The organism is Gammaproteobacteria bacterium (genome assembly GCA_013696315.1).
Lineage (GTDB): Bacteria > Pseudomonadota > Gammaproteobacteria > JACCYU01 > JACCYU01 > JACCYU01.
Genome location: JACCYU010000276.1, coordinates 1 through 4,022 on the forward strand (window position 1 = coordinate 1; position 4,022 = coordinate 4,022).

Below are 4,022 nucleotides of genomic sequence, written 5' to 3' on the forward strand. Positions count from 1 at the left end.
TCGTTCCGCCAAAACGCCGGCCCGTTGTTTTTCGAACTGGCGGATCTGCTGCTGCGGCGCGCCAGCACAACGCATAGTGCGGGACCTAAGCAAGCGTATCTGCTCGAGGCGCGCGCGACGGTAGAACAACTCAAGACCGCGGAATTGCAGGACTACTTCCAGGACGAGTGCGTGGCGGATCTGCAAGCGCGGACGACCGGCTTCGATCGCCTGTCCGCGCACACGGTAGCGGTCTACCCGATCCTGCTCAAGAACCGGACCGAGCTGTTACTGAGTTTACCCCAAGGCATGCAGCAGGTGATCGTGCCGATCGGTCGCCGTAAGCTTACGCAAGAGATCAGAGCGTTTCGCAGTCTGCTCGAAAAGCGCACCACGCGCGAATACCTGCCGCACGCGCAGCAGCTATATCGCTGGCTGGTGCAGCCGATCGAAGGGGAGCTTGAGGCGCTTGCAGTCGATACCCTGGTGTACGTGCCCGATGGCCCGTTGCGCACGATACCCATGGGCGCGCTGCACGACGGCGAGAGATTCCTCGTCGAAAACTATGCACTCGCGACCACGCCGGGGCTTACCTTGACCGATCCTCAACCGATCGAGCGGGACAACGTGCGGGTGCTGGTCGGCGGTCTGACGGAGTCGGTGCAGGGTTTTCCCGCGCTTGACTACGTATCGCTGGAGTTGCGATCCATTCAGCGGCTTTACGCCAGCACGCAACTGAAGAACGAGCAGTTCCTATTGCCTAACGTAGAGAAAGAACTGACCGAGGCGCCCTACTCTATCGTACATATCGCCTCGCACGGGCAATTCTCGAGCCGCGCCGACCAGTCTTTCCTGCTGACCTTCGATGACAAGCTGACCATGGACCGCCTCGAGCAGTTCATGCGGTTGGGGCGGTATGGCGCGGATCCCGTGGAATTACTTACCTTGAGCGCCTGCCAGACCGCCGCCGGAGACGATCGCGCCGCGTTGGGTCTGGCGGGTGTCGCTGTCAAGGCCGGCGCGCGCAGTGCGCTGGCCACATTGTGGCTGGTTAACGACCAGGCGGCGGCCTTGCTAGTATCCGACTTCTATCAGCAGTTGCAACAACCGGACATATCCAAGGCCGAGGCGCTGCAGCGAGCGCAAGTCCGCTTACTATCGGATCAACGTTACGAGCACCCTGGCTACTGGGCGGCGTTCCTGATGATCGGCAACTGGTTATAGTCCGCGGGCACGGATGCTCATGGCCAAATGGACACGTGCCCTGCGCTCGCCCCTGGTGATGTATCTCGCGCTGGGTAACCTAGTGTTCGTCTGTGTGTTCGCTTTGCGGGCGGCTGGAAACCTGGAGTTTATGGAACTCGCCACCTACGATCTTTACCTGCGGTTGCGACCCGGCGTCTCGGGGCCCGACCGGCGTATCGTCCTGATAGGAGCGACGGAGGCCGATCTGCGAACCTATGGCTGGCCGCTGTCGGACGCCGTGCTCGCAGAGCTGTTGCGGCGGCTGACCGCGCACCGGCCACAGGCCATCGGCGTGGATATCTATCGAGATCTACCCGTACCGCCGGGGCATACACGTCTCGAAGCTTTGCTGACACGCAACCGCCACATCTTCTTCGTAATGAAGTTTGGCGATGAGGGTGGCGGCCGCGTGCCGCCGCCGCCCGCGCTGGCGGACACCGATCGGGTCGGATTTGCGGACGTGGTGACCGATTCCGGCGGCGTCGTGCGTCGTGGACTGCTGTTTCTGGATGACGGCTCTACGGTGGCATACTCGTTGTCGTTGCGCCTGGCGTTGCATTATCTGGCAGCATACGGCATCGCGCCTGGCCCGGCGCCGAATAATCCACAGCACATACGGCTTGGCGAAACCATCTTGCCGCCATTCGAGCGCAACGACGGCGGCTACGTCGACGCAGATGCGCGGGGGTACCAGATACTGCGCGATTACGCGGGCGCTCCGCGCTCCGGTTTCCGCCGCTATGCGCTCGCGGATGTCTTGATGGGCCGGATCGAGCCGCAGGCAATAAAGAACAAGATCGTCATCGTCGGTGTGGCGGCGCAAAGCGTCAAGGACTACTTCTATACCCCATACAGTGGCGGCTTAGACTCAGACCAGCGCATGTTCGGGATCAACCTGCACGCGCACGCGGTCAGCCAATTGCTGCGCGCCGGGCTGGACGCAGCGCCTTCCATCGCCACGCCAAGCGAGCGGACGGAGGTCGCGTGGACATGGTTATGGACCCTGCTCGGTGGGCTGATCGGGCTACGGATACGCTCGGTGAGATGGTTCTCCGCGTCGGTTGTCGCCGGCTTGGCCGCGCTTGCGCTCATCGGCTACTTGACGTTCCTGCAACGCTGGTGGATACCGTCGGTCGCACCGGGGTTAGGCTGGCTGCTCAGCGCGGGCCTCGTCACATCGTATGTGTCCAATCTAGAGAAGGAGCAGCGGGCGATGCTGATGCAGCTCTTCTCCCGGTATATGTCCAACAGCGTGGCCGAATCCCTGTGGCGACAACGCGAGGAATTTTTGGAGGGCGGTCGACCGCTTCCGCAACGCCTGACGGCAACCGTGTTATTTTCCGACCTTCGCGGCTTTACCACCGTATCCGAGCGGCTGGACCCGCGCGCGCTAATGGATTGGCTTAACGCTTACATGGAGGCCATGGCGAAGATTGTGATGGTTCATGACGGCATCGTGGATAAATTCATCGGCGATGCAATCATGGCAGTGTTCGGCGTCCCGCTGGCGCGGCACACGGATACTGAAATCCAGCAGGACGCCGTGCATGCCGTGGATTGCGCGGTGACCATGGAAAGAGAACTCACCCGGCTCAATACGGAATGGCAGTCACAGGGTCTGCCCACCATCGGGATGCGCATCGGTATTTTTACGGGTCCTCTGGTGGTCGGCAGCCTGGGGAGCTCGGATCGTATGGAGTACACCGCCATCGGCGATACCGTCAATATCGCTTCGCGCCTCGAAAGTCTGGACAAAGATTCCGCCGATCCGCGCTCAGCCGATAGCCTTTGTCGCATCTTGATCGGTGAAACCACGATGAAGTATCTGGGAGGCAAATACGAGACCGCGCAAGTCGGCGCCGTGCGTTTAAAGGGCAGGCTGGCGGCCACTGCGGTGTACCGCGTGTGGGCGCCGCGAGCCTCTTACACCAAGTTTCCGGCAACGGAGAGCGCCACATGAACCGATCATCACCGATCTGACCCAACCTCTCCAGAACTATCGCTACGCCTCGATCGCGCTCCTATGCGAGTGACACGCCACACGAATGCTTCGGCCGTGTGAAGTACTTCATAGCGGCTGGCGCGAGCCTCGAGCAATATTGGCTCCGTGAGGACAGTAAATCGCTAACACGGACGCTAAAGTAAGCGCATGGAGCCGCACAGAACTGTTCATCACACGATGTAAGTTAAGCCCTTCGCCGATGAGGACAGGAAATGAAAGTCTTGCGCTGGTATCTCGTGAGGTGCGTTATTAATATTTCCATGCTCCATAACTCGGTCGCTATCGCCGACCCAGCGTTCGATCTCGCTGACCTGGAGAACTGGCTTCGCGAGACAGATGCGATCGGCCTGTTCACGAAGCTCTCGTTAAAGACGCAAGTGGATAAACTGATCGATGACTTTCGCGGCTTCCACAGCGGCGAGGACAGCGTGGATATCGAATCCCTGCGCCAGCGCTATCAGGCACTACTGAGTGAGACGCTGGGCCTGGTAGAAATCGATGATCCCGAATTATATAAGGACATCTCTCGCGCCCGCGGCGCGCTTTGGACGGTGCTGGCCGATGAGTTGAAGTTCGCCAGTCTGTAGATCAACGCACCTTATTGAGACTTGCATAATAAGTGATCGATTCAAAGCGACAATTCGGCTTGTTGCCAGAAGGCTCGTATCGAGGTCGAGCGGCGCTGCATGGAGGCGAGCCGTCGCCGGGCGAAGTGGGTAAGCTGTGCGAAGTCCGCGGCACAGAAGTTCGCGACCTCATGCGTTTTCAGGTGGGCCCAGACATATTCAACCGGATT

At 60.1% G+C, this 4,022-nt stretch carries 3 protein-coding genes; all 3 read left to right on the forward strand.

What is annotated here, in order from left to right; all coding sequences use genetic code 11:
- Nucleotides 1-1,203: CHAT domain-containing protein (locus tag H0V34_15460; GenBank protein MBA2493013.1), on the forward strand; the 1,203-nt coding region annotated here is incomplete at its 5' end.
- Nucleotides 1,204-1,222: 19 nt separating this feature from the next.
- Nucleotides 1,223-3,184, forward strand: coding sequence for an adenylate/guanylate cyclase domain-containing protein (locus H0V34_15465; protein MBA2493014.1), 1,962 nt, complete (start codon nt 1,223-1,225; stop codon nt 3,182-3,184).
- Nucleotides 3,185-3,486: 302 nt separating this feature from the next.
- Nucleotides 3,487-3,813 (forward strand): hypothetical protein, encoded by a 327-nt coding sequence (locus H0V34_15470; protein ID MBA2493015.1) that lies wholly within the window; start codon nt 3,487-3,489, stop codon nt 3,811-3,813.
- Nucleotides 3,814-4,022: the final 209 nt, after the last annotated feature.

Bases quoted from the DNA above. Each gene is read 5' to 3' on its own strand.
- H0V34_15470 (MBA2493015.1), top strand. From the start codon at position 3,487: ATGCTCCATAACTCGGTCGCTATCGCCGACCCAGCGTTCGATCTCGCT.
- H0V34_15465 (MBA2493014.1), top strand. From the start codon at position 1,223: ATGGCCAAATGGACACGTGCCCTGCGCTCGCCCCTGGTGATGTATCTC.